This is a genomic window from Immundisolibacter sp. (assembly GCF_028696615.1).
In the GTDB taxonomy this organism is placed as follows: Bacteria; Pseudomonadota; Gammaproteobacteria; order Immundisolibacterales; family Immundisolibacteraceae; genus Immundisolibacter.
In genome coordinates, this window is record NZ_JAQVGQ010000248.1 from 1 (window position 1) to 3,529 (window position 3,529).

Here is a 3,529-nt window from a genome sequence, read left to right on the forward strand (position 1 = left end):
GGTGGCTGGCGTGGATATGGAGGCGATCACGCACTGGGGTTGGCGGCACTAAGAGCGTGTGAATTTTTCAAGTTCCGAGGCCGGCCGGGGATGGCCGGACGCGAATCGAGCCCTTGAGGGCTCGATTCGCGCGAGCCCGTCCGGGCGCGTACCGGACGGGCGACGCAAGCAATGCGCAGGACGCGCATTTCTTCACAAACCCTGACCGGCCGACGGGCCGTGGCCACTGGCGCCGGCGCGCCTGGCAGGGCATGCTGCAGTGCCCCGCAGGCGTACTGTGCCTGGCGCCGCCCGTCGCCTGCCATTTGCCGGTTTCCATGCTGCACGTTCACCACAGCAACCGTTTGGAGCGCCTGGCCGATCGACTGTGCGAGCTGATCGCCGTGCCGGCCGGCCCGGCGCTGGCGCCCGAGACCCTGGTCGTGCCCAACGCCGGCATGGCGCGCTGGCTGTCGCTGGCGGTGGCGCAGCGCCTGGGTGTGGCGGCGAATCTGGACTGCGTGTTCCCGGCGAGCTTCGTGTGGCGGGTGCTGCGCGCGCAGGAGCCGAGCCTGCCGGCGCTGGCGCCTGCCGAGCAAGGGCCGCTGCTGTTCGGGCTGCTGGCGGCGTTTGCGGCGCCCGACCGGCCGGCCGAGATCGACCGCTACCTGGCCGACGACGACGGCCTGAAGGCCTGGCAGCTGGCGCGGCGCCTGGCCGACTGCTATGAGCGCTATCAGCTGTTTCGGCCCGACTGGCTGGCGGCCTGGGAGGCTGGCGCGGATGCCGGCTGGGACGCCCAGCTGTGGCGCACGCTGGCGGCCGGCCGTCCACACCAGGGACGGCTGTTGCTGGACCTGCTCGGGCGCGCCCGCGCGGGGCGGTTGGTCACCATCGGCCTGCCTGGGCGGCTGTCGGTGTTCGGCCTGTCGGCGCTGGCGCCGGCGTACCTGGCACTGCTGCAGGCGCTGGCCGTGCGCGGCGAGGTGCATCTGTACGTTCCCGATCCCTGCGCCGCCTATTGGCACGAGCTGACCACGCCGCGCGTGCAAGCCAGGCGGCGGCGCTGGGCGCAGCAGACCGTCAGGGCGGAGGATCTCGCCGATGCTGCGGCCGGCGGTCATCCGCTGCTGGCTGCCTGGGGGCAGGCCGGACGCGCCTTCGCGGCGCAGTTGCTCGACTGCGCGGCGCACGAGACCGAAGACTACGACGACCCCGGCGACGCTACCCTGCTGCGGCGCCTGCAGCGCGACCTGCTGCTGCTGGAGCCGCCACAGCCGGCGGCGGTGGCGCCGGGCGACCGCTCGATCGAAATTCACGTCTGCCACAGCCGGCTGCGCGAGGTGCAGGTGCTGCACGACCGCCTGCTGGGGCTGTTCGAGGCGCATCCGGATCTGTCGCCGCGCGACTGCGTGGTAATGGCGCCCGACATCGACGCCTACGCCCCGCACATCACCGCCGTGTTCGACTCGGCGCCGGCCGGCCGGCGCATTCCGTACGCGATTGCCGACCGCGCGCCGCGCGCCGAACGGGCGCTCGCCGCGGCATTCCTGGACCTGCTCGATCTGCCGCAAAGCCGGCTGCCGGCCTCGCAGGTGCTGTCGCTGCTGGAGCTGCCGGCGCTGTGCCGGGCGTTTGGCATCGCGGACGCGAGCCTGCCGCGCCTGCGTGCGCTGGTACAGCAAAGCGGCGCGCGGTTCGCATTCGACGCCGCCGCCCGCGCCGAACTCGGCCTGCCGCCAAGCGACGAGCACACTTGGCGTGGCGGCCTCGATCGCCTGCTGCTGGGGCACGCCAGCTCGCAGCCGCTTGGCGATCTGCTGCCGTTGCCGCTCGCCGACAGCGAGCTTGCGCAGGCCGCTGGCGGCTTTGCCGAGCTGCTGCGGCGCCTGCGCGGCTTGCAGCGCGAGCTGGCCGGTCCGCATCTGCCGGCCGAATGGACGCCCCGTCTACTGGCGGCGCTCGCGCTGTTCGAGCCCGGCGACGAGGACGAGGCCGACACGCTCGCGCTGCTGCGCGGCGCCGTGCTGCGGCTCGAGGCCGAGGCGCAGGCCGGCGCCGGCGCGGCACCGCTGGCGCGGGCGGCGGTCAAGGGCTACCTCAGCGGTGCGCTCGACGAGCCCGGCCCGGCGCGCAGCTTCATCACCGGCGCACTCACCTGCTGCCGGCTGGCGCCGATGCGGGCCATTCCGTTCCGCGTGGTGTGCGTGCTGGGCCTGAACGACGGCGAGTTCCCGCGCCGCGCGCGGCCGGCCGAGTTCGACCGCCTGGCCGGCGACTACCGACCCGGTGATCGGGTGCCGCGCGACGAGGATCGCTACCTGCTACTGGAGGCGCTGCTCGCCGCCCGCGACACGCTGCACCTGAGCTACGTCGGTCGCCGCCAGGCCGACAACGCGCCGCTGCCGCCGTCGGCGCTCATCACCGAGCTGCTCGACGTGCTGCGGCAGATGAGCGACACGGGCGCGCCCGTCATCGTGCATCCGCTGCAGGCGTTCAGCGCGCGCTACGGGCGGGAACCTGATCTGGTCACCTACGCCGGTGAGTGGTTCGAGCGCGCGCCGCCGGCGCCGGTGTTCGCCGCCCAGCCGCTGTCGCCGGCCGATCCGGACGGCTGGACGCTCGATGACCTGCTCGACTTCGTGCGCTCGCCGGCGCGCTGGTTTCTGCGGGGCCGGCTCGGCCTTCGCCTGGGCAAGCTGGACGAGGCGCCGGCCGACGACGAGCCGTTTTATCTGGCCGGCCTCGACGCCTACGCGGTCGGCCAGCAGCTGGTGCAAGCGCACCTGGCCGGCCGCACGGCGGACGACACGTACCGCGCGCTGCGGGCGCAGGGCGCGCTGCCCGCCGCAGCGGCCGGCCGGCGGCTGTTCGACCAGGCTTGGGCGGATGCCGGCGCACTGGCTGCCCGCGCGGCGCCGCTGCTGGCGCAGCCGCAGCCGGACCGGCTGGTCGAGCTCGACATCGCCGGCACCGTGCTCACCGGCCGCCTGCGCGGGCTCACCGCCGCCGGCTTGGTGGACTGCCAATACAGCAAGAACGCTAACGGCCCGCGCGTGCTGTCGCTGTGGGTGCGGCATCTGGCCGTCAATGCCGCCGGCTTGGCGGTGGAAAGCCATCTGTTCACCCGCGAGCAGACGGTGCGCCTCGCGCCGGTGCAAAACGCCGCGGCGACGTTGGCCGACCTCGTGGCGCTGGCGAGACAGGGGCTTTGCGAGCCGCTGCCGCTGCTGCCAAAAAGCGCCTTGGCCTACGCCGCCGCCAACGAGCCTGACAGGGGCCTGCAGGCGGCCTGGAGCGAGTGGAACGGCAACAGTTTCCAGGGCACTGCGGGCGAGCGCGACGACCCCGACCTGCAGGTGGCCTTCCGCGGCCGCGAGCCGCTGCAGGAACCGGCTTTCGCGGAGCTGGCGATGCGCGTGTTCGGCCCCTTGCTGGCAGCGTGGGTGAGGTCGTGAGCAACCGGCTCGACCCGCTCGCGCTGCCGCTGGCCGGCCGGTACCTGATCGAAGCCAGCGCCGGTACCGGCAAGACCTGGACCATCGCCGCG

Annotated in this window: 1 protein-coding gene; it reads left to right on the plus strand. The window is 73.6% G+C overall.

The window, feature by feature from the left end; translation table 11 throughout:
• Positions 1–317 precede the first annotated feature (317 nt).
• Positions 318–3,437: an exodeoxyribonuclease V subunit gamma gene (gene recC, locus PHC73_RS12595; protein WP_300128847.1), complete on the plus strand. Its 3,120-nt coding sequence runs from the start codon at positions 318–320 to the stop codon at positions 3,435–3,437.
• Positions 3,438–3,529: the final 92 nt, after the last annotated feature.

What these genes read in the sequence shown, in the direction of transcription:
- recC (WP_300128847.1), top strand. Translation starts at nt 318, where the DNA reads ATGCTGCACGTTCACCACAGCAACCGTTTGGAGCGCCTGGCCGATCGA.